The organism is Blastococcus sp. SYSU DS0539 (genome assembly GCF_054050855.1).
The window spans coordinates 68,151-91,432 of the sequence record NZ_JBJHAF010000005.1 but is presented as its reverse complement, the minus strand read 5'-3'; the positions used below and the strand labels follow the sequence as shown (position 1 = coordinate 91,432).

Annotated in this window: 26 protein-coding genes; 15 read left to right on the top strand and 11 right to left on the bottom strand. The window is 74.5% G+C overall.

All coding sequences use genetic code 11. The features are described 5' to 3' along the window. Window positions 1–66: 66 nt before the first annotated feature. The 6 genes from ACI790_RS08135 to ACI790_RS08110 form a co-directional block, all read right to left on the bottom strand. Window positions 67–360: a DUF1416 domain-containing protein gene (locus ACI790_RS08135; RefSeq protein WP_456569287.1), complete on the bottom strand. Its 294-nt coding sequence runs from the start codon at window positions 358–360 to the stop codon at window positions 67–69. 6 nt (window positions 361–366) lie between these two features. After that, a complete protein-coding gene (locus tag ACI790_RS08130) occupies window positions 367–1,194 on the bottom strand; it encodes a sulfurtransferase (protein ID WP_456569286.1) in 828 nt (275 codons plus the stop codon). 258 nt (window positions 1,195–1,452) lie between these two features. Next, window positions 1,453–1,794: a thioredoxin family protein gene (locus tag ACI790_RS08125; protein ID WP_456569285.1), complete on the bottom strand. Its 342-nt coding sequence runs from the start codon at window positions 1,792–1,794 to the stop codon at window positions 1,453–1,455. 29 nt (window positions 1,795–1,823) lie between these two features. Then, window positions 1,824–2,513: an LmeA family phospholipid-binding protein gene (locus tag ACI790_RS08120; protein ID WP_456569284.1), complete on the bottom strand. Its 690-nt coding sequence runs from the start codon at window positions 2,511–2,513 to the stop codon at window positions 1,824–1,826. Then, window positions 2,510–3,334: a hypothetical protein gene (locus ACI790_RS08115; RefSeq protein ID WP_456569283.1), complete on the bottom strand. Its 825-nt coding sequence runs from the start codon at window positions 3,332–3,334 to the stop codon at window positions 2,510–2,512. Before ACI790_RS08115 ends, ACI790_RS08120 begins: the two co-directional genes overlap by 4 nt. Further along, window positions 3,331–4,125 (bottom strand): alpha/beta hydrolase family protein, encoded by a 795-nt coding sequence (locus ACI790_RS08110; protein ID WP_456569282.1) that lies wholly within the window; start codon window positions 4,123–4,125, stop codon window positions 3,331–3,333. The genes ACI790_RS08115 and ACI790_RS08110 overlap by 4 nt, the downstream gene beginning before the upstream one ends. 84 nt (window positions 4,126–4,209) lie before the next feature. On the opposite strand from ACI790_RS08110, the gene ACI790_RS08105 reads away from it, so the two are divergent. After that, entirely contained in the window at window positions 4,210–4,941 is a 732-nt protein-coding gene (locus ACI790_RS08105) for a winged helix-turn-helix transcriptional regulator (protein WP_456569281.1), read from the top strand. A gap of 7 nt (window positions 4,942–4,948) precedes the next feature. Beyond that, on the top strand, window positions 4,949–5,845 hold the full coding sequence (gene mshD, locus ACI790_RS08100; RefSeq protein WP_456569280.1) for a mycothiol synthase: 897 nt from the start codon (window positions 4,949–4,951) through the stop codon (window positions 5,843–5,845). A gap of 354 nt (window positions 5,846–6,199) precedes the next feature. On the opposite strand, the gene ACI790_RS08095 is transcribed toward mshD, so the two are convergent. After that, window positions 6,200–6,460 (bottom strand): twin-arginine translocase TatA/TatE family subunit, encoded by a 261-nt coding sequence (locus tag ACI790_RS08095; protein WP_456569279.1) that lies wholly within the window; start codon window positions 6,458–6,460, stop codon window positions 6,200–6,202. Between the two features lie 457 nt (window positions 6,461–6,917). Here ACI790_RS08095 and ACI790_RS08090 point away from each other — a divergent pair, with 457 nt between their 5' ends. From ACI790_RS08090 to pstB, 6 genes are all read left to right on the top strand, one after another. Beyond that, a complete protein-coding gene (locus ACI790_RS08090; RefSeq protein ID WP_456569278.1) occupies window positions 6,918–7,622 on the top strand; it encodes a GNAT family N-acetyltransferase in 705 nt (234 codons plus the stop codon). A 59-nt stretch (window positions 7,623–7,681) separates the two neighbouring features. Continuing rightward, window positions 7,682–8,554, top strand: coding sequence for a lysophospholipid acyltransferase family protein (locus ACI790_RS08085; RefSeq protein WP_456569277.1), 873 nt, complete (start codon window positions 7,682–7,684; stop codon window positions 8,552–8,554). 545 nt (window positions 8,555–9,099) lie between these two features. Next, the gene (gene pstS, locus ACI790_RS08080; RefSeq protein ID WP_456569276.1) at window positions 9,100–10,218 is read left to right on the top strand and encodes a phosphate ABC transporter substrate-binding protein PstS; all 1,119 of its coding nucleotides are present in this window, start codon (window positions 9,100–9,102) and stop codon (window positions 10,216–10,218) included. 115 nt (window positions 10,219–10,333) lie between these two features. Continuing rightward, entirely contained in the window at window positions 10,334–11,287 is a 954-nt protein-coding gene (gene pstC, locus ACI790_RS08075) for a phosphate ABC transporter permease subunit PstC (RefSeq protein WP_456569275.1), read from the top strand. Beyond that, window positions 11,287–12,372: a phosphate ABC transporter permease PstA gene (gene pstA / locus ACI790_RS08070; RefSeq protein WP_456569274.1), complete on the top strand. Its 1,086-nt coding sequence runs from the start codon at window positions 11,287–11,289 to the stop codon at window positions 12,370–12,372. Before pstC ends, pstA begins: the two co-directional genes overlap by 1 nt. A gap of 29 nt (window positions 12,373–12,401) precedes the next feature. Next, on the top strand, window positions 12,402–13,181 hold the full coding sequence (gene pstB, locus ACI790_RS08065) for a phosphate ABC transporter ATP-binding protein PstB (RefSeq protein WP_456569273.1): 780 nt from the start codon (window positions 12,402–12,404) through the stop codon (window positions 13,179–13,181). 56 nt (window positions 13,182–13,237) lie between these two features. On the opposite strand, the gene ACI790_RS08060 is transcribed toward pstB, so the two are convergent. After that, window positions 13,238–15,301 carry a LytR C-terminal domain-containing protein gene (locus ACI790_RS08060; protein ID WP_456569272.1) on the bottom strand — a complete coding sequence of 688 codons (2,064 nt, stop codon included), beginning with the start codon at window positions 15,299–15,301 and terminating at the stop codon, window positions 13,238–13,240. A gap of 149 nt (window positions 15,302–15,450) precedes the next feature. On the opposite strand from ACI790_RS08060, the gene ACI790_RS08055 reads away from it, so the two are divergent. Continuing rightward, entirely contained in the window at window positions 15,451–16,503 is a 1,053-nt protein-coding gene (locus tag ACI790_RS08055) for a hypothetical protein (protein ID WP_456569271.1), read from the top strand. A 25-nt stretch (window positions 16,504–16,528) separates the two neighbouring features. On the opposite strand, the gene ACI790_RS08050 is transcribed toward ACI790_RS08055, so the two are convergent. Further along, window positions 16,529–16,999: a DUF2795 domain-containing protein gene (locus ACI790_RS08050; RefSeq protein WP_456569270.1), complete on the bottom strand. Its 471-nt coding sequence runs from the start codon at window positions 16,997–16,999 to the stop codon at window positions 16,529–16,531. 58 nt (window positions 17,000–17,057) lie between these two features. Then, on the bottom strand, window positions 17,058–17,267 hold the full coding sequence (locus tag ACI790_RS08045; protein WP_456569269.1) for a DUF2945 domain-containing protein: 210 nt from the start codon (window positions 17,265–17,267) through the stop codon (window positions 17,058–17,060). A gap of 105 nt (window positions 17,268–17,372) precedes the next feature. Here ACI790_RS08045 and ACI790_RS08040 point away from each other — a divergent pair, with 105 nt between their 5' ends. The 6 genes from ACI790_RS08040 to cysD all read left to right on the top strand — a co-directional run bounded on the left by ACI790_RS08040 (window position 17,373) and on the right by cysD (window position 23,018). Further along, window positions 17,373–18,161: a siderophore-interacting protein gene (locus tag ACI790_RS08040; RefSeq protein ID WP_456569268.1), complete on the top strand. Its 789-nt coding sequence runs from the start codon at window positions 17,373–17,375 to the stop codon at window positions 18,159–18,161. Between the two features lie 80 nt (window positions 18,162–18,241). Then, complete coding sequence (locus ACI790_RS08035) at window positions 18,242–19,006, top strand: response regulator transcription factor (RefSeq protein WP_456569267.1); 765 nt, start codon at window positions 18,242–18,244, stop codon at window positions 19,004–19,006. 16 nt (window positions 19,007–19,022) lie between these two features. Next, on the top strand, window positions 19,023–20,546 hold the full coding sequence (locus ACI790_RS08030) for a sensor histidine kinase (RefSeq protein ID WP_456569266.1): 1,524 nt from the start codon (window positions 19,023–19,025) through the stop codon (window positions 20,544–20,546). A 22-nt stretch (window positions 20,547–20,568) separates the two neighbouring features. Beyond that, window positions 20,569–21,291: a PaaI family thioesterase gene (locus tag ACI790_RS08025; protein ID WP_456569265.1), complete on the top strand. Its 723-nt coding sequence runs from the start codon at window positions 20,569–20,571 to the stop codon at window positions 21,289–21,291. Beyond that, entirely contained in the window at window positions 21,282–22,025 is a 744-nt protein-coding gene (locus ACI790_RS08020; RefSeq protein ID WP_456569264.1) for an inositol monophosphatase family protein, read from the top strand. The genes ACI790_RS08025 and ACI790_RS08020 overlap by 10 nt, the downstream gene beginning before the upstream one ends. A gap of 84 nt (window positions 22,026–22,109) precedes the next feature. After that, a complete protein-coding gene (gene cysD / locus ACI790_RS08015) occupies window positions 22,110–23,018 on the top strand; it encodes a sulfate adenylyltransferase subunit CysD (RefSeq protein WP_456569263.1) in 909 nt (302 codons plus the stop codon). Here cysD and ACI790_RS08010 read toward each other — a convergent pair. Then, window positions 23,009–23,236: a hypothetical protein gene (locus ACI790_RS08010; protein ID WP_456569262.1), complete on the bottom strand. Its 228-nt coding sequence runs from the start codon at window positions 23,234–23,236 to the stop codon at window positions 23,009–23,011. The two genes, cysD and ACI790_RS08010, sit on opposite strands and share 10 nt — an antisense overlap. Window positions 23,237–23,282: the final 46 nt, after the last annotated feature.

The window sequence follows — 23,282 nt, the reverse complement described above, 5'->3', positions numbered from 1 at the left end:
CGCCCCCCGCGGTGCGGGGAACGGGCGCTGCCTGCCTCGGTGGCGGTCCTCCGGGGAGGAGCGCCGTCAGGAGATCGCGACGGTCGTCTCGTTCAGGCCGACCTCGGCGGCGAGCACGCGCTCGCCCTTGCCGACCGCGGCCAGGGTGCGCAGCTTCCACTCCCCCGGCGCGGCGAAGAACCGGAACTCGCCCTCGGGGCTGGTGACGACCTCGGCGGTGAACTCGTCGGTCGAGTCCAGCAGCCGGACGTAGGCCCCGGCCACCGGTGCGCCGTCGTGCCACACCGAGCCCTGGATGACCGTCTGGGTGCTCAGGTCGATGCCCGCGAGGGCACCACCCTGCTTCGGGGCTCCGCACATGTCAGCTCACTTCTCGATCGGGACGCCGACGAGCGAGCCGTACTCGACCCAGCTGCCGTCGTAGTTCTTGACGTTCTTCTTGCCGAGCAGCTCCTGCAGCACGAACCAGGTGTGGCTCGAGCGCTCACCGATGCGGCAGTAGGCGATGGTCTCCCGGCTGTCGTCGAAGCCCTGCTCGGCGTAGAGCGCGGCCAGCTGCTCGTCGCTCTTGAAGGTGCCGTCCTCGTTGGCCGCCTTGCTCCACGGGATGTTGATCGCCGTGGGCACGTGGCCGGCGCGCTGCGACTGCTCCTGCGGCAGGTGCGCCGGCGCCAGGATCTTGCCGGAGAACTCGTCGGGCGAACGCACGTCGACCAGGTTCTTGCTGCCGATCGCGGCCACGACCTCGTCGCGGAAGGCGCGGATCGACAGGTCGGGCTCGGACGCCTTGTAGTCGGTGGCCGGGCGCTCGACGGGGTCCTTCGACAGCGGACGGCCGTCGAGCTCCCACTTCTTGCGGCCGCCGTCCATGAGCTTGACGTCGCCGTGGCCGTAGATCTTGAAGTACCAGTAGGCGTAGGCGGCGAACCAGTTGTTGTTGCCGCCGTAGAGGACGACGGTGTCGTCGTTGGCGATGCCCTTGGCCGACAGGAGCTGCTCGAAGGCGCCCTTGTCGAGGTAGTCGCGGCGCAGCGGGTCCTGCAGGTCCTGCTTCCAGTCCAGCTTGACGGCGCCCTCGATGTGGCCGCCGTCGTAGGCGCTGGTGTCCTCGTCGACCTCGACGAAGACGATGCCGGGCTGGCCCAGGTGCTCCTGGACCCAGTCGACGGTGACGAGCACGTCGGTACGACTCATGGGGTTCCTCCGTGGTTCGGTGTGCGGGTGGTCGGTGCGGGCCGGCAGGACCCGCCGGGGATCAGGTGCAGCTCACCGCCGCGCGGGTGCGGCAGGACGGTGCGGTCATCGCTGGAGAAGACCTTCGGACGGCGGACAGGGCGCGTCTGGACGGTCGGAACCGGCCTCAGGAGGCCGGACAGAGGCAGCTGCCGACGCGGCACAGGTCGACTGTGCGGCGCGAGGTCAGCAGGGTGCCCACGGCGCGAGAGTAGCCGATCACACCCACACCCCCGCACGGGCGTCTACCAGAGCGGTCAGCTCCGCCGGCCGCGGCGCGCCGCTGCTGCGGCCCACGACCCGGCCGGCGCGGTCCAGGTAGAACAGCGTCGGCGTCTGCCGCACGCCGAGGGCCCGCACCTCCGCCAGGTGGCTCTCCGCGTCGACCTGCACGACGGCCAGGCCCGGTCGGGTGGTCTGCAGCTGCGCCAGCCGGGCCTTGGTCGCCCGGCAGGGACCGCAGAACGCGGTCGAGAACTGGACGACGGTGAGGTCCGCCTCGGCCGGGCGCACGCCCAGCCGCGCGAACACCGCCGCCGGCTCCGCTCCGTCTCCGTCCACCCGGGGTGCAACCGGCGCGCTCCGGCGGGCTATTCCGCCCGGAGCACCGCGTCGTCGGCCGCCACGCGCACGTCCACCCCGCGCTCGGCCGGGGCGACGTCGATCAGCCGCAGGCCGAACGGCAGCTCCACCGGGTGGCGCAGGTCGAGCAGATCGGTGACCCGGCCGACGAGCACCCGGGGGATGTCGACGCCGGCCCCGGCGGCCCGGTCGACGTCGATGACCAGTTCGTCTCCGTCGACGGCGACGGTGCCGCTGGCCGTCAGCGGCAGGGTGTGGCCGAGCAGCTCGACCGTCCGGGTGATCCGCAGACCCTCGCCCTCCCGCTCCAGGGTCGTGTCGTCCCCGAGCTCCCTGGCCAGCAGGTCGTAGGAGAGCGTCGCGGTGCCGTCGATCCGCTCGACCGGCACCTCCGCCACCTCGCCGGAGAGCACCGCCGACAGGGGCAGGTCGACGCCGCGCAGGGTGACGTCGGCGCGCGTCCCCTCCGGCTGCCCGAGCTGCTCGGCGGTCAGCTCGATGCGCACCTCGTCGTAGCGCCCGCCGATCGCCTGGGTCAGGAACGGGAAGCCCCGGACGTCCACCTCCGGACGCCCCGCCAGGTCCGCCTGGGCCGCCAGCTGCCCGGCGACCTGCTCCTCGGCGATGCCGACCGCGATCCGGTCGAGCAGGATCCCGAGACCGACGACGAGGGCGAGGAGGACGGCGAGGACCTTCACAGGACCGTCAGCAGGCCCAGCGCCACCGGGGCGGACGCCGCGAAGGGCAGCACGACCTGCACGACCGTCGGCGCCCACGGGGACAGCGCCTCCGCCTCCCCCTCGGCCGTCGTCTCCACGGCGAGGTAGCTGCCCGCCACGGCGACCAGCGCCACCACGCCGGCCACGGCGGCGCCGACGGCCAGCGCCCGCAGCGCTCCGAGATCGGCCAGGTCGCGGGCGGCCCACGCCGTCGCGGCGCCGGCGAGCACCGCCAGCACGGCGCCGGTCAGCCCCCGCGGGACCCCGGGCGCCAGCTGCGGCCGCGGCAGCACCTGGTCGATGAGGTGGCCGACGAGCAGCGCGGCCCCGGCCACCAGCGCCGTCGTCGCCAGCCGGCCGTCGCCGGAGCGGCCGAGGAGCAGCAGCGCCGCCAGCGCGCCCAGCGCGGTGAGCAGCACCGCCGACCCCGCCAGCGAGTCGACCAGGTCGTGCCGGGGGGAGCGCAGCATCTGCTGCAGCACGGCGGCGAGGAAGCCCACGCCCAGCACGGCGAGCAGCCCACCGAGCACCGGGTCCTCGGGCAGGACCACGGTCAGGTCGGCCGCGACGGCCGCCGCGGTGCCGACGGTCAGGGAGGCCGCGAACCCCTGCATCCCGGTGGCCAGCACCCAGGCGAGCACCAGCGCCAGCTGCAGCACGAGCACGGCGGCCAGGGCCCCTACGTCGCCCAGCACCGCGGGGAGCCCGGCCAGCAGGCCCGCCGCGACCACCGCGAGCCCGGCGGCCGGCAGGTGGTGGGGCAGGGCCGGCGTCGGGGACGGGACGGCGGTCGAGCTCACGGCCCGATGCTCTCAGAAGCCCAGCGTCCGATCCGCTCGACGAGCGGGGCCGTCGCACCGTTCTCCGCGTGGCCGAGACCGGGCACGACCCAGGCGGTGGCCGCCGGACCGGCCGCCCGGACCAGCGACCGGAAGTGCTCGACCGGGAAGTACTCGTCGCGGTCGCCGTGCACGAGCAGCAGCGGGGTGGGCGCGATCGCGCTCACCACCTCCAGCGGAGCAGGCGGCGGGGTCAGCCACGGATCGCCCAGGCGCACCCCGAGCCGCACCGCCAGCCGCCGGCCCGCCGTCGTCTCCAGCAGCCAGTGCACCCGCCGCATCGGCCGGGTGTCGCGCACGTACCAGCGGCTCACCGCGCTCACGCCGACCACGGCATCCGGCCGGTGCCGGCCCAGCACCGCCTGGCGCAGCACCGCACCGCCGCCCATCGACAGGCCGAGGGCCACCACCGCCTCCGCGCCGTCGGCCCGGGCCGCGCCGACGGCGGCGTCGACGTCGGCAAGCTCCTGGTCACCGCCGGCGCCGGATCGCCCACCGGACCGGCCGTGCCCCCGGAAGTCCACGGCCCGGACCTCGCCGAACCGGCTCAGCCGGCCGGCGAACCGCACGAAGGGCGGGTACCGGACGGAGTTGCTGAACCCGTGCGCGACGACGAACGTCAGCGGCCGGGCCGCCGGCGGGAGCGGCCCGGGCGGAGCGGCCGGGACGACGATGCCCGAGAGGCGCACGCCGTCGGCCGTGCGGACCCCCACCGAGCGAGTTCCCGGTGGTTCGGGCTCGTCGGCGGGCACGTCCGCTATCCTGCCCTCTCACCTCGACAGCGTTGTCGCAGGTCCGGTCGGTACCCGCCGGCCCTGGACCCCTGAGGAGACGACATGCGACTCGTGCTCATGACTTCCGCCCGTCAGGCCACGACCGAGGTGCTGCCCGCCCTGGGGCTGCTCGGCCACCAGGTCCGCGTCGTGGCTCCGGAGCTCTCCAGCCTCCTGGACGGCGACTCCGGCGACGTCGTGCTGGTCGACGCCCGGCACGACCTCATCCAGGCGCGCACCCTCTGCGGGCTGCTCTCTTCCACCGGCGTGGCCGCGGCGCTGGTCGCCATCCTCTCCGAGGGGGGCCTGGTCGCCCTCTCCGCCGACTGGGGCGTCGACGACGTGCTGCTCGACACCGCCGGCCCGGCGGAGGTGGACGCCCGGCTCAAGTGGGCCACCGCCCGCCGGCTGGCCGCGGCCACCCCCGCCGACGGCGGCGACGGCGGCGTCACCCAGGCCGGTGAGCTGGTCATCGACGAGCACAGCTACTCCGCGAAGCTGCGCGGCCGCCCGCTCGACCTCACCTACAAGGAGTTCGAGCTGCTGAAGTACCTCGCCCAGCACCCGGGCCGGGTCTTCTCGCGGGCCCAGCTGCTGCAGGAGATCTGGGGCTACGACTACTTCGGCGGCACCCGCACCGTCGACGTCCACGTCCGGCGGCTGCGGGCCAAGCTCGGCACCGAGCACGAGGCGCTGATCGGCACGGTGCGCAACGTCGGTTACAAGCTCGACCAGCAGGTGGCCGACGCCACCGCCAAGGCCGCCCGGGCGGAGACCGACGCCGAACTGGTCTGATGACCGGGTGAGCGATCAACTCGACGTCGACGACGTCCTCGCACTGCTGCGCGCCGCCTCGGCCGCCGACGGCGTGCGCCCGGTCTCCGAGGAGGCCGAGCTGCGGCTCCAGCACGGCACGCCGGGCGGGCACGACCTCGTCGTCCACGACGGCGACGGCGCTCTGGCCGGTTACGCGCGGCTCGACGACGGCACCGCCGAGCTGGTGGTCCACCCCGAGCGGCGCCGGCGCGGGTTCGGCACGACGCTGCTGCGCCGGCTCCTCGACCTGGCCGGCGACGGGCCGCTGAGCATCTGGGCGCACGGCGACCTGCCCGGCTCCGCCGAGCTGCTCGCCCCGCACGGCTTCCACCGTGCCCGGGTGCTGCTGCAGCTGCGCCGGGAGCTGGCCGGGATCGACCCGGACCCCCGGCCGGAGCTCCCCGCGGACGTGCGGGTGTTCCCCTTCCGCCCCGGCCGGGACGAGGACGCCTGGCTGCGGGTCAACGCCCGCGCCTTCGACTGGCACCCGGAGCAGGGCCGGATGACGCGCGCGGACCTCGAGCTGCGCGAGGCCGAGCCATGGTTCGACCCCGCGGGCTTCCTCATGGCCTGGCGCGGCGACCGCGACGGGGACGGCGAGCTCCTCGGCTCGCACTGGACCAAGGTGCACCCGCCCGGCGACGCCGGCGACGAGGCGGTCGGCGAGGTGTACGTGCTCGGCGTGGACCCCGACGCCCAGGGGCTCCGGCTGGGGCGGGCGCTCACCGACCTCGGGCTGGCGCACCTGCGCGCGCGGGACCTCGGGGAGGTCCTGCTCTACGTCGAGGAGGACAACGAGGCGGCGGTGCGGCTGTACGAGGGCCGGGGCTTCCGGCGGTTCGCGGTGGATGTCTCGTGGCATCGGGAGCCGCGAGCCTCCTGAGTCGTTGGCCCCCGAGGCCAGCGGTCAGGAGGACGAGCCGGTGCTCCGGGACGCGCCACCAGCGCGCGGAGCCGGCCGGTCGCCGCCCTCCCCGATCACGTGCTCACGGACGAACGCCTTGAGGTGATACCGGCGCAGGTCGACGTCGCGGAACTCGTCGAAGTCCTCGCCCAGGCTGTCGTGCAGCTGTCCGCGTAGACGGCGCTGCCGAGCACGACGGCTTCGAAGTCAGCGGGGGCCTCCGCAACTCGGCAAGCGTGCCGTGAGCGTCGTCGACGCCGTGTCGCCCGCGGCTCACGTCGACGACGTCGCACGTCTCCGACTTCGATCGTCACGGCCTCGGTGGCGCGGTCCTCAGCGGGCGCTGTCGGCGCCGGCTGTGGAGCTGCCGTCGCGCTCGGCAACCGTCGACGTCGGGAGCAGCTCCCGGCGGGCCACCGGGGTCGATCCGGCGTCTTCAGCGACCACGTCCTTGCCCGGGCCGTTGTCGTCCTTCATGCCCTTCATCTCGCCCTTGAAGATGCGCAAGGATCGGCCCAGCGATCGCGAGGCATCCGGCAGCTTCTTGTAGCCGAACAACAGCAGGACGGCCAGGAGGATCAGGCCGATCTCCATCGGACCCAGGTTCATCGCGTTCCCCTCGTCGTTCTCGTCTCCGGGACAGCCCCCCGGGCGGGCGACACCGCTCGTGCGACCGCGACCCGCCGGCTGCCGGGCACGCCGGCAGGCACCCACTGACGCTAACCGGGCCGAGGGGTGCGGGCGTGGCCATCGAGGGGACTCCCGATGAAGGCCTGTCCACCCCTCGCTCACCGGGCCGACCCGTCCCGGCTCCGACGACAGCCGCGCCCCCTCCGGAGGATCGGTGCGGGCCCGCCCTCACGCTGAGGAGGAGACGCTCTTCGGCGCGTCGTCAGGGACATTCCGGAGTCCGGCCACCAGCTGTCCACCTGGGCCCGCCAACGTGTCCTCGGGCGAGCCCTGTCGGGGCTCCCGGACAGTGAGGTTGCATGTGACGCCTGCCCCTGCCGTGCCGTCCTCCTCCAGCGGGTCGGCGCGCTACCGGACGTGCGTGGCACGACCTCACGAGGTTGCCGCCGCCCAGCGCCTGCGTTCCCGGGTCCTCGCCGCCGGATGCGGGGCCCGGACCCACCCGGCCACCTCCGTCTCGCAGCACGACGTGGAGGAGTGGGACGACGTGTGCGACCACCTGGTCGTCTGGGACGAGGTCAGCGACGGGGTGGTCGGCACGTGCCACCTGCTCCCCCCGGAACGAGCCATGGCACTCGGCCGCAGCTACGGCGACGGCCAGTTCGATCTCTCCCGGCACGCGCAGCTGCGGCCCTGGACCGTGGCAGCCGGGCGCAGGTACGTGCACCCCGAGCACCGCTCGGGGGCGGTGACCAGCCACTTGTCGGCCGGCTTGCTGCGGTACGTCCTGGAGCGAGGACACCCGTACCTGGCCGGCCGCACGTCCGTTCCCCTCACCGACGGCGGGTCGACGGCGGCCGCCGTCTGGGACGTCGTCCGGACGCAGCACCATGCCCCGGCCGCGCTCCGGGTGGTTCCGCACGTCCCGTTCGACGTCGAGGGCGTGGGGCGACCCCAACCGTTCGCCCTGCCGCCACTCGTGCAGGACTCCTTGCGCGGTGGCGGGGTCGTGTGCGGCCGGCCGGCCCACGACCGCGTCTCCGGTACCGCCGAGTTCTACGTCGTCATGCCACTGGCCGACGTCGCAGCACGCGTGCTCGGCGGCCCCGGGAACGGCCGGCGATGAGCCTCCGGATGCCGGTGCCCCCGTGCGGAAGGGCCGGCACGGACGGTTCCGGGCCGCAGGTGGATCCGGCCACCCGTCGCCGTCGTCTGCTCCGCCTGGTCCTGGCCGTGACCGGCGCGGCCGTCCGGATCCGCATCATGGCCCACGCCGGTGAGCGGGCCCAGCGGCGAGTGGCCGTCTGCGGTGCGGCCGGCGTGGTGACCGCTCTCGGCATCCGGGTCGAGGTGATCAACCCGGCAGTGCCGTGGCCCCGTACGGGGCGCGGGCATCTCGTCGTGAGCAACCACGTCTCGTGGCTGGACGAGCTCGCGCTGCTGGTCGCCGTCCGGGCGCTCCCGGTGGCGGACGCCGAGATCGGCGACTGCAAGCTCGTCGGGGGCCTGGCCCGGCGGCTCGGCGTGATCCTGGTGCACCGGGACCGCCTGCGGTCGGTGGCGGACAGCGTCGCGCAGGCCACTCATCGGCTTCGGCGAGGGCAGTCGGTCTCCGTGCAGCCCGAGGGCACCACCTCCTGCGGGGTCGAACTCGGGCGGTTCCACCCGGCCTTCTTCCAGGCCGCGGTGGACGCCGGAGCACTGGTCTGCCCCGTTGCGATCCGGTACCGCGTCGACGGCGAGGCGGCGACCACAGTGCCCTGCCACGTCCGCGACGACACCCTGCCGCGGACCATGGCCCGGGTCGCTGCGGCGAGAGACCTGGTGGTCGAGGTGCACCTCCTGCCGGCACTGGACGCCACCACCGGCGACCGACGCACGCTCGCCGCGCTCGCCGAGTACGCCGTGGCCGAGGTCACCGAAGCTCGGCGGCCGAGGCCGGCCTGCCACCCGGATCGACGCGCCTCCACGACATCGAGACCGTCCGTCACGCCACCGGCTCCACGTCGTGCGGCAGAACTGCGGGATGCCTCCCCCGGGCAGCGGCGGCTCCTCTGATCGGACGGGTCGGGACCGTGGGTGACGCGGCCAGGCGCCCGGCCCTGCAGGGCCGGTCGCCTGCGAGGAGGCGTTCACCGTCCAGCACTTCGCCGACAACCGGGTGCCCCTGGACGTGACCGGCGACCAGCTGTACGGCCTGCTGGAGCAGCCACGGCCGGCCCGATCGACCTCGACGCCTTCACCTCGTACCTCACGGCGCAGTCGCCGGTGAGTGCGCCGTCTCTCGACCGCATCACCACCACCGGGGAGGTCGCCCAGGACCGACCCCGCGGTTGCTCGGTCGGCGGTCGTTCCTCCACGGGGGCCGCCGCCGAGGCATGTCCGCACCACGTCCGCTGCAGCCGGTGGATGCCCGTCGTGGGCGCAGGACCCCTGTTCCGACGGGGGGTGACCCTCGCCACGCGTGGTAGGCGCGATACTCCGCCTCCGTTCACCGGCCGTTCACCTCGGCTGGGGGATCGCGCCACCTGAGGTCCCTAGCTTCGGTCGCGTCGGTCCCACGCTGCCCGGAACAGGTCCGGGCGAACCTGAGAGGCCCTGAGTTGAAGCTCAGCACCAAGACGCGCGCCACCACGCTCTCCGTGGCGCTCGCCAGCACCCTCGCGCTAGCCGCCTGCGGCGCGTCCAACGAGTCCGGCAGCACCGGTGGGGGCAGCAGCGACACCGGCAGCGGCGGCGAGCTGAGCGGCACGCTCGTCGGCGCCGGCGCCAGCAGCCAGCAGGCGGCCATGCAGGGCTGGACCGCGGGGTACAACAGCGTCCAGCCGGACGTGACCGTCAACTACGACCCGGTCGGCTCGGGCGGCGGCCGCGAGCAGTTCCTCGCGGGCGGCACGGACTTCGCCGGCTCGGACGCCGCACTGGACGAGGAGGAGCTCGCCGAGGCCGAGGAGCGCTGCGGGACCTCCGGGGTGTTCGAGCTCGTCAACTACATCGCGCCGATCGCGGTCGTCTACAACCTCGAGGGCGTCGACGAGCTGAACCTCTCCCCCGAGACGCTCGCCGGCATCTTCAACCAGCAGATCACCAACTGGAACGACCCGGCGATCGCGGAGGACAACCCCGACGCCACGCTGCCGGACCTCTCGATCACCCCGGTCAACCGCGCGGACGACTCCGGCACCACGGAGAACTTCACCGAGTACCTGGCCGCCGCGGCGGGCGAGGCCTGGCCGCACGAGCCCGACGGCGTCTGGCCGGTGTCCGGCGGCGAGGCCGCCCAGGGCACGTCCGGCGTGGTCAGCGCGGTCGGGGCCGGCAACGGCGCCATCGGATACGCCGACCTCAGCCAGGCGGGCGACCTCGGCGTGGCCAACATCGGGGTGGGCGACGAGTTCGTCGCGCCGTCCGCCGAGGCCGCGGCCGCGGTCGTGGAGAACTCCGAGACGGTCGAGGGGCGCGGCGAGTACGACTTCGCCATCGAGCTGGCGCGCGACACCACCGAGTCGGGCAACTACCCGATCGTGCTGGTCAGCTACCACATCGGCTGCATCGAGTACGACGACCAGGAGACCGCTGACCTGGTCAAGGACTTCATGGGCTACGTGATCAGCGAGGAGGGCCAGCAGGCCGCGGCCGAGGCCGCCGGGTCCGCTCCGATCTCGGACGCCCTCCGGGAGCAGAACCAGTCCGCGATCGACGCGATCACCGCGGCCGGCTGATCCGGCACCATCAACGACGGCCCGGAGCGTCTGAGACGCTCCGGGCCGTCAGTCCGCCCGCTGCCAGCGGGCACCCCCGACGGCACCCCATCGACGCGCAGCAGACGGAGCAGCGGTGACAGCCACCAGCCCCCCGCAGGAACCGACGGCCCCCCGGGCCGTACGACGGCCAGGCGACCGGATCTTCTCCGGCACCGCCAGGGGCGCCGGGATCCTCATCCTGGTCATCCTCGCGGGGGTCACGGTCTTCCTCCTCGCCGAGTCCCTCCCGGCGCTGACCGCGCCGGCCGAGGAACTCCCCGGCGAGGGCGGGCTGGTCTCCTACGTCTGGCCGCTCATCTTCGGCACGCTGCTGTCCGCCTCGATCGCCCTGCTGGTGGCCACCCCTCTCGCGGTCGGCATCGCACTGTTCATCACCCACTACGCGCCGCGCCGGGTCGCCCAGGTCCTCGGCTACGTCGTCGACCTCCTCGCCGCGATCCCGAGCATCGTGTACGGCTTCTGGGGCATCGCCTGGCTCGCCCCGCGGCTCGTGCCCTTCTACCGCTGGCTCGAGGAGAACCTGGGCTTCATCCCGTTGTTCGCCGGGCCGGTCTCGGCCACGGGGCGGACGATGCTCACCATCGGGCTGGTCCTCGCGGTCATGATCCTGCCCATCGTCAGCGCCATCTCCCGGGAGGTCTTCACGCAGGTGCCGGCGCTGCACCGCGAGGCCGCGCTCGCCCTCGGCGCCACCCGCTGGGAGATGATCAGGATGGCGGTGATCCCGTACGGCAAGAGCGGCGTCATCGGCGGCGCCATGCTGGGCCTCGGCCGGGCGCTGGGCGAGACCATGGCGGTCGCGATCATCCTCTCCGGCTCGGCCGCGGGGATCACCTTCGCCCTGATCTCCAGCGCCAACCCGCAGACCATCGCGGCCAACATCGCGCTGCAGTTCCCCGAGTCCACCGGGCTCGACGTCAACACGCTGATCGCCAGCGGCCTGGTGCTGTTCGTGATCACGCTCCTGGTCAACATGCTCGCCCGCTGGATCGTCAACCGCCGGGCCGACTTCTCCGGAGCCAACTGATGAGCACGTCCATGCAGCAGCGCAGCACGGGCGTCAGCGCCCCGGGCACGCCCCCCGAGCAGCGCGGAGCCGGACAGCTGCCCCGGTGGGCGCCCTGGGCCTGCTTCGCCGTGGCCCTGGCGCTGGCGGCCCTCATAGGGGCCATGACCACCCCGAACATCGTCCTGCTGGTCATCTACACCGTCGCCCTGGGCACCATCGCCGTCTACGTGGTGTCACGCGTCGTCGAAGGCCCGCGGCGGGCCGTCGACCGGCTGGTCACGTGCCTGGTGGTGACGGCGTTCGGGATTGCCATGGTGCCCCTGGTGTCGCTCGCCTACGAGGTGATCCGCCGCGGCGCGGAGCGGTTCGACGGAGAGTTCTTCGGCGCGTCCCTCCTCGGCGTGATCGGCGAGGGCGGCGGTGCCTACCACGCGATCATGGGCACCTTGATCATCACCTTGCTCACCACGCTCATCTCCGTGCCGATCGGCCTGATGACCGCCATCTACCTGGTCGAGTACGGCTCCGGCCGGCTCAAGCGGTCGATCACCTTCTTCGTCGACGTGATGACCGGGATCCCGTCGATCGTCGCGGGTCTCTTCGCCTACGCCCTGTTCGTCATCTTCTTCGGCCCGGGGATCCGGCTGGGCATCATGGGCGCCGTGGCCCTCTCGGTCCTGATGATCCCGGTCGTGGTGCGATCGGCCGAAGAGGTGCTCAAGCTCGTTCCCAACGAACTGCGCGAGGCCGCCTATGCGCTGGGCGTGCCGAAGTGGCGAACCATCCTGAAGGTCGTCATCCCCACCGCGATCGCCGGCCTCGGGACCGGCGTCACGCTGGCCATCGCGCGGGTCATCGGCGAGACCGCTCCGCTGCTCGTGACGGTCGGCATCACGAACGGCACCAACCTGAACCCGTTCGAGGGCCGCATGGCCACCCTGCCGGTCTACGCCTTCTACCAGCTGACCCAGCCGGGTGTCCCGCCCGAGGACGCCATCAACCGGGCCTGGACAGCGGCGCTGGTCCTCATCATGCTGGTGATGGGCCTCAATGTGGTCGCCCGCATGATCAGCCGCGTCTTCGCCCCCAAGACCAGTCGCTGAGCTTCATCCACCCAGGAAAGGGACCACTCGTGGCCAAGCGCATCGAGGTGTCGGACCTCGACATCTACTACGGCAAGTTCCTCGCCGTGCAGGGCGTGAACGTCTCCATCGAGCCGCGCAGCATCACGGCGCTGATCGGGCCGTCGGGCTGCGGCAAGTCGACGTTCCTGCGTGCGCTCAACCGCATGCACGAGGTCATCCCCGGCGCACGCGTGGAGGGCAAGGTCGTCATGGACGGCCAGGACCTCTACGGCTCCGACTCCGACCCGGTCACCGTCCGCCGGCAGATCGGCATGGTGTTCCAGCGGCCGAACCCGTTCCCGACGATGTCCATCTACGACAACGTCGCCGCCGGCATGCGCCTGAACTCGAGGAAGATGAAGAAGTCGGAGACCGACGAGCTCGTCGAGCGCTCGCTGCGCGGAGCCAACCTGTGGGAAGAGGTGAAGGACCGCCTCGACCGGCCGGGCTCGGGCCTCTCCGGTGGTCAGCAGCAGCGGCTCTGCATCGCCCGCGCCATCGCCGTCGAGCCGGACGTGCTCCTCATGGACGAGCCCTGCTCGGCGCTCGACCCGATCTCCACGCTCGCCATCGAGGACCTGATGACCGAGCTCAAGGAGCGGTTCACGATCGTCATCGTGACCCACAACATGCAGCAGGCGGCCCGGGTCAGCGAGCAGACCGGGTTCTTCAACCTCAACGGTGTCGGGCAGCCTGGCCGGCTGATCGAGTTCAACCCGACCGAGAAGATCTTCAGCAACCCCGACCAGAAGGCCACCGAGGACTACATCTCCGGCCGCTTCGGCTGACGGCCCTGGGCCCCCCGCCGCGAGCCTGCGAGCGGGTGGGGGCACCAGGGTCCCTTCTAACAGCGGACTGCGGCCGCCTCCGGCTCGGGGGCGGCCGTCGCCGTGTCCGGGGCGGCCTGGACGGGCTCGGGCGCACCCATCTCCACGGGGACGACGGTGGAGTAGCCCGGTCCGATGACGAGCTGCACCGCCTCCCCGAGCGCGTCGCTCGGCTGCAGCACGGCACCGGGAACGGCGGCGGCCACGGTGCGCGCGCGCTCCAGCGCGGCCGGCCCGTACCGGACGACGCTCTCGTTCACGGTCCCCGGCTCGTTGCCCACCGTGCCGACGACGAAGCCCTGGCCGCGCAGGGCCTCCGAGACGGTGGCGGCCAGCCCGCTGGTGGCGGTGCCGTTGAGCACGTCGACGGTGACCTCCGCGGGCGCGGCCGTGAGCGGCTCGGGCCCGGCCGGGATCTCCGGCTCCGGCGCGGCGGCCTCAGGCGCCTGCTCGACCCCCTGCCCCGCCACCAACTCGGCCGGCAGCCGGGCGCCGTCGATCACCTCGTCGAACAGCGAGCGGGTGGCCGGCCCGTCGAGGATCACGTAGGCCTGATCGGTGCCGGCGGGCACGTGCCCGACCTGGGCGACCGGCAGCCCGGCGCGCTGGACCGCGTCGCCCGAGAGCTCGCCGAGCGAGCCGGCGAGCACGCGCAGATCGCCGAGCGTCGTCTGGTCGTCGACCGTCAGGGCCGCCGAGGCCCGGTTCAGGAACCGGGTCAGCGTGACCGGATCGAGCAGTGTGTCGGCGGACATCGCAGCGCGCAGGGTGGAGGTCAGGAGCCGCTGGGCCCGCTCGGCGACGGCCGCACCGGTGACGTCGGCGCCGGTGTCGCCCGGCTGCAGGAAGCCGGACGCCGCCGTGCCGGAGAGCTCGGACGGGCCGGCCGGAGGCGGGGCGGCCGCGGCCGCGATCGCGCCCGTCGGCACGACGCAGACCGGGACGCCGCCCAGCGCGTCGACCATGCCGGGCACGCCGGCCAGGTCCACGCCGAGGTAGTGGTCGATGCGCAGGCCGGACAGCTGCTGGACGGCCCGGACCATGCACGCCGGCCCGCCCTCGAGGAGGGAGCTGGCGAACGCCTCGGTGACCGGGTCCCGCAGGTCGCCGTCCAGGGTGCGGCAGATCGGGGTGTCGACCAGCGCCGTGGGCGGCACGCTGACCAGCACCGCCCGGTCGCCCTCGGCCGCCACCGAGACCACCAGGGTCGCCACCGATGCCGTCCCCGTCTGCCCGGGGATGCCGGTGCCGACGACGAGGTAGGTCTCGGCGGCCTCCTGGAGCTCGGGGGCGAGCACCTCGGGGCCGTCGACGGCGAGCACGTCCACCCGGTCGATGCGCTGGTCGACGTAGAAGTAGAGGCCCAGGTGGTACAGGACGACGACGCCGACGATGCCGGCCAGGGCGATCGCCGCACGGACCAGCCGGCGCCGTCCTGGGCTCCGCGGCGGGCGGTCGGCGACGGGGCGGTACCGGGTGGCGCCCGACGACGGCGGCGGAGCCAGCCCCGGCAGCGGCGGGATCGGACCGCTGCGCCGGGAGGGGCGCTCGTCGGGTGCCCAGGCGGCCGGGGACCGGCCGGGGGCCGGCGGAACGGGCGGTAGCCCCGCCTGCGCCCCGGGGACCGGTGGCAGCCCCGGCTGCGCACCGGGAACCGGTGGGAGCCCCGGCTGCGCACCGGGAACCGGCGGGAGCCCCGGCTGCGCCACCGGGCCCGCCGGCCCCGGAGCCGGCCCGGGCGGCCGCACCGCGCCGGGAACCGGGGGCAGCCCGGCGCGTGCGGCGGGGACGTCCTCGCGGCCGGCCACGTCCTCGCCGGGATCGGCTGCGGCGCGGCGGCCGGGCCACCGGGCACCCGCGCCGGCCGCCGTCGGGTCCCCGCCGCGGGCGGCCCCCCCGGCTCGGCCGGGTTCGGCGCCCCGGCGTGCGGCGCGCCGGCCGCCGACGGCGCTCCCCTGCCGGGCGATCAGCTGCTCGACGGTGACCGGCTCGGCGGCGCCACCCCGGGCGGTCCGCCCCCGGCGGGTGCGCCCGGGGACGTCGCGGTCGCCCGCGCCGCCCCACGTCGGCTGATCACCCACAGGTGTCGACACCTTCTCGTCGTCGGTCCGTGTCCCGTCGTCCCACGATACGGGCGGACGGGCGCGCGCCACGCCGACGCGCGGCAGCCCCCTCCACGGCGCGGGCAACCGAATGGTGGCCCACCGGCGCACTGCGTAGCGTTCCTCCGGTGCGCCTTCCCTCCGTGCCCGGCCCCTCGGACGTCCTCGCGCTGGTAGGGGGCGTGCGCGAGGGCGTCGGCGACGCCTTCGACCTCGTGCCCCGCGCCGCGGCCGTGCTCGGCCGGGTGGAGGAACTGCTCGACCGGGTGTCCGGAGCGGTCGGCCGGATGGAGACGCTGCTGGACCGCGCGGACGGGGCGATCGCGCGCGTGGAGACGACCCGCCAGAACGCCGATGACGCCATCGCCGCGGTCGGCCAGACCCGAGAGAGGGCCGACGAGGCGATCGCCGCGGTCGGCCAGACCCGGCAGAACGCCGACGACGCCATCGCCGCGGTCGGCCAGACCCGGCAGAACGCCGACGACGCCATCGCCGCCGTCGGCCAGACCCGGCAGAACGCCGACGACGCCATCGCCGCCGTCGGCCAGACCCGGCAGAACGCCGACGACGCCATCGCCGCCGTCGGCCAGACCCGCCAGAACGCCGACGACGCCATCGCCGCCGTCGGCCAGACCCGCCAGAACGCCGACGACGCCATCGCCGCCGTCGGCCAGACCCGCCAGAACGCCGACGACGCCATCGCCGCCGTCGGCCAGACCCGGCAGAACGCCGACGACGCCATCGCCGCCGTCGGCCAGACCCGTCAGCAGGCCGACGCGGCCATCGAGCAGGTCGGCGGCACCGTCGGTCGCGCCGACGGGCTCGTGGGCCGGGCCGAGGGGATGGTCGGCCGGATCGAGCCCCTGCTGGGCGACTTCGAGCCGGCGCTGACCTCGCTCGCACCGGCGGTCCGCCGGTTGGCGGCCTCGTTCGACGCGACGGAGGTGGACGCGCTCATCACGCTGATCGACCGGCTGCCGCAGCTGCTGTCCCACCTGGACGAGGAGATCCTGCCCGTCCTGGAGACCCTGGGCACGGTGGGCACCGACGTGCACGACCTGGTCGACACCGTGCAGGACATGCGTCAGATCGTGAAGGGCTTCCCCGGTTCCAAGCTGTTTCGCCGCCGCGGCGCCGAGGAGATCGCGGACGACGAGGCGAGGGAGAACGCCGGCGCGTGAGCCGGCGCCCTCCCCCGCCCGGCGGTCAGGAGTCCCGCGGAGACGCCGGCTCCGAGGCCCCGGGGCCGGGGCCGGTCTCGGTCGGGTAGCCGAGGGCGCGGACGACGTCGCCGATCCGCTCGAAGGTCTCGCCCTCCGGCAGCCGCGCCAGCTCGGCGGCGACGACGTCGGGAGCCCGGTGGTCACGGGCGGCCTCGACCAGCTCGGGGCCGGTGCTCGGGAAGTCCGCGCGGTCCAGCCAGCGCGCCAGCTCCGCCCGCGCGACGACGGCGTCCTCGGTCATGCCCACCGGCACACCGCCGGTCAGCGTGCCGGCCGGGTCCGAGTCGATGTCGGGGTCGCCCTCGGCGACCGGCTCCACCTCGCGCCACTCGTGCGCGCGGGTGCCCCGCTCGGCCTTCATCATCCCCTGGACCTCGTGCTCGAGCTCCTCGTCGAGCCGCGGGTTGTGCTTGGTGCTGCGCGAGCCGGCGAATTCGCCTGCGGACTCGGTCACGTGTACCTCCTGCTGTTCGGGCCCGGCACCGCCGGGCCGTGGATCCGTCCGCGAGGGGTCAGGCCTCGTCGAGCGCGTCCGGCTTGTGCACCGCGGTGCGCCCGCTCTTGTCGCTGCGGACCTCGTACTGCGGGTCGCCCTCGCTGGCGCGCACGGTGCGGCCGGAGGCCTCGGTGTCGAAGGTGATCTTCCGTTCCACCGTGCCCTCGACCTTGCTGCCGTGGCTGTTCCAGGTGACGTGGTCACCCTTCTTCAGGTCGTCGGACATGGCCTCTCCCCGGCTCGTGGACGGTGCTGGTGCTGCCGTGCCCGCGGCGGCGCCCGGGCACACATCGGTCGGCAGCGACCGGGGGCACACCTAGGCTGGGCCGACGTGACCTCTCCCGACGGCCCCGTCTTCACCGACGGCCTGCGACCGGTCGACGTCCTCACCGTCGTCGCGGTCACCGACGTGACCCCCTCGGTGCGGCGGGTGACCCTCTCCGGGGACGCCGCCGTCGTGGCCGCGGCCGGGCCCACCGTGAACCTGCTCGTGCCGCGGGCCGACGACCCGGACCCGCGCTGGCCGCGCATCCAGCGGGACGGCCGGATCGTCTGGCCCGAGGGCAGCCACGGGATCGCGCTGCGCAGCTACACGGCGCGGCGGCAGGACCCGGCCGCGGGCGAGGTGGACATCGACTTCGTGCTGCACGGCGACGGGCCGGCCGCCGCCTGGGCCGCCGCGGCCCGGCCCGGCGCGCTGCTCGGGATCGCCGGCGCCGCCTCGCTGGCCGAGCGGCCGGCCCGGTGGCTGCTGCTCGCCGCCGACGAGACCGCGCTGCCCGCCGTGAGCCGGATCCTCGCCGCCGCACCGCCGGAGACGGCGGGGGTCGCCTACCTGGAGGTGGCCGGGCCGGCCGAGGAGCAGCAGCTCACCGGACCGCCCGGCGTCGAGCTGCGCTGGCTGCACCGCGGGGCGACGCCCCCGGGGGAGAGCACGCTGCTGATCGACGCCGTCGCCGCGCTGGACCGGCCCTCGGACGAGGACGTGTTCGCCTGGGTGGGCGCTGAGTCGGCCGCCGTCCGCTCCATCCGGGCGGACCTCCGGAGCCGGTGGGGGCTGGGCCGGGCGCAGCACCACGCGATCGGCTACTGGCGGCTGGGCCGGGCGATGGGCGGCTGAGCGCGGCGGGCCGAGCCCCTCCCAGCGAGTTCACAGGTAGCGTCCAGCACGACCGCAGCCGCTCCCCCGACCCTGGGTGCATGACGACGGCATCGGCGCACGCGACCGGAGGGACAGTGTCCGGGAACCAGCCCACCGGCCGCCCGGCCCCGGAGGCCCGCCTCCTGGTGGTCGACGACGAGCCGAACATCCGCGAGCTGCTCTCGGCGAGCCTGCGCTACGCGGGTTTCGAGGTCGCCACGGCGGCCGACGGGCAGCAGGCCCTGGCGCTGGCGTCGTCGTTCCGCCCCGACCTGCTGGTGCTCGACGTGATGATGCCCGGGCTCGACGGCTTCGGCGTCGTCCGCCGGCTGCGCGAGACGGGCCGGCACACGCCGGTGCTCTTCCTCACCGCCCGGGACGCCGCCGAGGACAAGGTCTCCGGGCTGACCCTGGGTGGCGACGACTACGTGACCAAGCCGTTCAGCCTGGACGAGGTGGTGGCCCGGATCCGGGCCGTCCTCCGGCGCACGGCCGGCGCGCAGCGCCCCGCGGAGGCGCCCCGGCTGACCTTCGCCGACATCGAGCTGGACGAGGAGACCCACGAGGTCATCAAGGCCGGCGAGGTGATCAGCCTCTCCCCCACCGAGTTCAAGCTGCTGCGGTACCTGATGGCCAACGCCGGGCGGGTGCTGTCGAAGGCGCAGATCCTGGACCACGTGTGGAACTACGACTTCAACGGCGAGGCCAACGTCGTGGAGTCCTACATCTCCTACCTGCGGCGCAAGATCGACACCACCGAACCCCGCCTGCTCCAGACCATCCGCGGGGTCGGCTACACCCTGCGGCTGCCGCGCGGTACGTGAGCGGATCGCCGACGTCGTGAGCGAACCGGTGACGTCCCCGCCGGCCGGCGGGCACGACGAGCCACCGGCGGGCAGCCTGGGCAGCCGCATCCCGCTGCGGGTGACCCTGGTGGCCCTGCTGGTGCTGCTCGTGGCGGTGGCGCTGGCGGCGACCGGGTTCGCCGCGACGTCACTGCTCGGGCAGTACCTGCAGGAGCAGCGGGACGCCGAGTTGCGGGGGACCGTGCAGGCCTACGAGCGGCAGCCCGGTCTGGTGCTGCCGGGCTGCCTGAACCCCCCGGCGTCGCCGCTGCCCGGTTCCACCTACGTCGCCTGCCTGGCACCCGGCGACGACCGCCCGATCGTGCTGAGCGCGCCGCACGGGCGGGACGGCGCGCTGCCCGACCTCGACGACCGCCACGTCGACCGGCTGCGGGAGGGCGGCGGCCTGACGAGCGTGCGCGCCGGCGGGCGCACGGAGTGGCGGATGGGGTCGGGAAACCTGCCCGGCGGGTACGCGGTCGTGGTGGGCACCGACCTGCGGGGCGTGGAGGCCGCCATCGGCCGGCTGGTGCGGATCGAGGCGGTCGTCGGGCTGATCGTGCTGACCGTGCTGGCCGCGGCCGGGTCCGTGCTCGTGCGCAACAGCCTGCGCCCACTGGCCGACGTCGAGCGCACCGCGCGGGCCATCGCCGCCGGGGACCTGTCCCGCCGGGTGCCCACCGGCGACGACCGCACCGAGGTGGGCCGGCTGTCGACGGCGCTCAACGGCATGCTCGCCCGGATCGAGACCGCCTTCCGCGCCCAGCAGGCGTCGGAGGAGCAGGCGCGCGGGTCCGAGCACCGGATGCGCCGCTTCGTCGCCGATGCCAGCCACGAGCTGCGCACCCCGCTCACCTCGATCCGCGGCTTCGCCGAGCTGTACCGCCAGGGCGCCGTCCGCTCGGAGGAGGACGTCGCCCGGCTGATGCAGCGGATCGAGGCCGAGGGCGGCCGGATGGGCGTGCTGGTCGAGGACCTGCTGCTGCTGGCCCGCATGGACCAGCAGCGCCCGCTGGCGACGGCCCCGGTGGACCTCGCCGCGATCGCCGGCGACGCCGTGCACGACGCCCGGGCGGTGCAGCCGGACCGGCCGATCAGCCTGCACCTGGACGAGTCGCTCACCGACGTCCCCGTGGTGCTCGGGGACGAGAGCCGGCTGCGCCAGGTGGTGGGCAACCTGGTGACCAACGCCCTGACGCACACGCCGCCGCGCACCCGGGTGCAGGTCTCGGTGGCCCAGGACCCGGCCGACGCCGACGTGCTCCTCCTGCGGGTGGCCGACGAGGGCCCGGGCATGACCGCCGAGGACGCGGCGCGGGCGTTCGAGCGGTTCTACCGCGCCGACACCTCCCGCACCCGGGCCGCCGGCGGCACCGGGCTCGGCCTGGCGATCGTCTCCTCCCTCGCCGCAGCGCACGGCGGCTCGGCGTCGCTGGAGACCGCGCCCGGGGCCGGGCTGGCCGTCACCGTGCGGCTGCCCCGCAGCGGGCCGGCCGGGGGCGGCGCACCGCCGGCCTGAGGCGGCTTGCGACCATCTCCCGGTGACGACGAACGACGGCAGCCCGGAAACCGGCGCGCCCTACGACGCCGATCTCATGGCGGCCTCCATCGACCTGGGCGCCGCGCTGCGCGAGCTGATCGAGGCGTCGGTGACCACGACGACCCCGGCGGCCGAGGTGGCGGCGGCGGCCGAGCTGGTCCGGCAGGCGACCGCCCGCCTCGCGGTCTCCCGGCGTCCGGCCGCCACGCTGCCGGAGCTGGACGACCCCTCCGTGGGCCGCCGGGTCTTCAACCCCGTCGTCGGCATCGCCAACCCCATGGCCCCGCCCCTGCTGGTCCGGCGGGACGGCGACGGCGTCGTCGCGGAGGCCACGCTCGGCATCGCCTACGAGGGCCCGCCCAGCTACGTCCACGGCGGCATGAGCGCGCTGTTCATGGACCAGCTGCTCGGCAGCGCCGCCGGCGCCGCCGGCCTGTGGGGCATGACCGCCCACCTGGAGCTGGACTACCGGGGCCCGCTGCCGCTGGAGACCCCGCTGGTGTTCCGCGCCCGGGTCGAGAGCACCGCGGGCCGCAAGGCCGTCATCGCCGGCACGATCGCGCTCGCGGCCGAGCCCGACCGGCCCCTGGTCGAGGCGCGCGGCATCTTCGTGATGCCGAGGCCGGAGAAGGCGCAGGCCTACTTCGGCGCCATCACCGACGCCGCCGGCAACCACACCCCGCCACGCCGGCCGGGCGACGCCACGTCGGTGCAGTGGAGCTGAACCCCGACGTCGCCGTCGCCGCGCGGGCCGCCCGCGCGGCGGCCGACGCGCTGCTGCCGCTCCGCTCGACCGGGCTCACCGGCCGCCCGCTGGGAGACGCCGGGGACGCGGCCGGCCAGCGGGCGATCGCCGGCGTGCTCGCCGCCGAGCGGCCCGCCGACGCCGTCTTCAGCGAGGAGGCCACCGACGACGCCCGGCGGCTGTCCGCGGACCGGGTGTGGATCGTCGACCCGCTCGACGGCACCCGGGAGTACGGGGATCCCGAGCGCCCGGACTGGGCGGTGCACGTGGCGCTGTGGGTCCGGGGCGAGCTGACCGCCGCCGCCGTCGCCCTCCCCGCACTGGGCGAGGTGCACGTCACCGACCCCGCAACCGGGCTCCCGGCCCGCCCGGACGGACCGGTCCGCATCGCCGTCAGCCGCACCCGCCCCCCGGCCGAGGCCGAGGCGGTGGCCGCCGCGCTGGGCGGGCGGCTGGTCCCGCTGGGCTCGGCCGGCTACAAGACCCTGGCGGTCGTCCGGGGCGAGGTGGACGCCTACGTGCACGCCGGTGGCATGTACCAGTGGGACTCCGCGGCGCCGGTCGCCGTCGCCCGCGCCGCCGGCCTGGTCACCTGCCGCCTGGACGGGTCGCCGCTGGTCTACAACCGGCCCGATCCCGCCCTCCCGGACCTCGTCGTCACCCGGCCGGAGCTGGCCGACCGGGTGCTGGCTGCGGTGCGCGCGGCGCGATAGCGGACACTGGACGGGAATCCGCACCAAGTCGATCGGGTTGCCGCCGGTGGCTCGACCGATCCGAACCCCTTGGAGCTCGCGCACGTGACGACCCCCGACTACCGGCTCAGCCAGCTGGAGACGCTGGAGGCGGAGTCCATCCACGTCATCCGCGAGGTGGTGGCCGAGCTCGAGCGCCCGGTGCTGCTGTTCTCCGGCGGCAAGGACTCCATCGTGATGCTGGAGCTGGCCCGCAAGGCGTTCGCGCCGGCCCGCATCCCCTTCCCGGTGATGCACGTGGACACCGGGCTGAACTTCCCCGAGGTGCTGGAGTTCCGCGACAAGCGGGTCACCGAGCTCGGCGTCCAGCTCGTGGTCGCCTCGGTGCCCGACGCGATCGCCGCCGGCACCGTCAAGGAGGAGCCCAACGGCTCCCGGAACCGGATCCAGACGCCGGTGCTGCTCGACGCGGTGGAGGAGCACGGCTTCACCGCCCTGTTCGGCGGCGCCCGGCGCGACGAGGACAAGGCCCGCGCCAAGGAGCGGGTGTTCTCCTTCCGCGACGAGTTCGGCCAGTGGGACCCGAAGAACCAGCGCCCCGAGCTCTGGGACCTGTACAACGGCCGGATCCACCTCGGCGAGTCGATCCGGGTCTTCCCGCTGTCGAACTGGACCGAGCTCGACATCTGGCAGTACATCCTCCGCGAGGAGATCGAGATCCCCGCCCTCTACCTCGCGCAGGAGCGGGACGTCGTCGAGCGCCAGGGGATGCGCTACGCGGTCAACGAGTTCATCTCCCCCCGCGAGGGCGAGCAGGTCCGCCGGGAGAGCGTCCGCTACCGCACCGTCGGGGACGCGAACCTGACCGCCGCCGTGCCGTCGACCGCCACCACGGTCGAGGAGGTCATCGCCGAGATCGCGGTGACCCGGATGACGGAGCGGGGCGCGACCCGGGGCGACGACAAGGTCAGCGACGCCGCGATGGAGGACCGGAAGAAGGAGGGCTACTTCTGATGGCCCGCGCGCTTCCCGGAACGGCGACGCCAGCGGTTCGCCAGCAGGCGGACCACGACGGCCAGGAGCACCAGGCCGGTCAGCCAGCCCGCCACCTCCGGCGGTCGCCGGCCCTCCACGCCCAGCACGCCGAAGATCCACGCGGCCACCGCGTGGCCCGCGACGTAGCCCAGGACGACGACCAGCAGCGCGGGCACCGCCGCGGCGAACACGAACATGCGCTGCCTCCCCGGGCGTCGGCCACCAGCGTCCGCCCCGCCGCCG